This is a genomic window from Streptomyces sp. P9(2023) (assembly GCF_032436795.1).
In the GTDB taxonomy this organism is placed as follows: Bacteria; Actinomycetota; Actinomycetes; order Streptomycetales; family Streptomycetaceae; genus Streptomyces.
The window spans coordinates 1-286 of record NZ_JAUPWM010000351.1 but is presented as its reverse complement, the minus strand read 5'-3'; the positions used below and the strand labels follow the sequence as shown (position 1 = coordinate 286).

General features: G+C 66.4%; 1 protein-coding gene. It reads right to left on the bottom strand.

Going from position 1 to position 286, the window contains the following annotated elements; genetic code table 11:
- A partial coding sequence (locus tag Q5762_RS37910) for a hypothetical protein (RefSeq protein ID WP_315896858.1) occupies positions 1-286 on the bottom strand: 286 nt, incomplete at both ends.

The window sequence follows — 286 nt, the reverse complement described above, 5'->3', positions numbered from 1 at the left end:
CCTGCGCTTGGGCCAGATAGGAGATCGACGCCACGCCCCCGCGCAGGTCTGCCAGCGCGGTATTGGTCTGGGTCACGCTGGCATTGGTCTGGCCTAGCTGCGCCTCAAGCGCCGTCCGGGCCGAGGCAATCGCGCTGTTGGTCTGCGCGCTGGTCAGGTAATCCGCCAGAATGTTCGCACGCACGCCGGCCTCGACTTCGCCAGAACCGAGTTCTTCCGCTGTGGCTGGCCGGATGCGGATGCGGTGGAAGCGTATGGTCTTGGCAGCAGGTGTCCACGCGGAGTC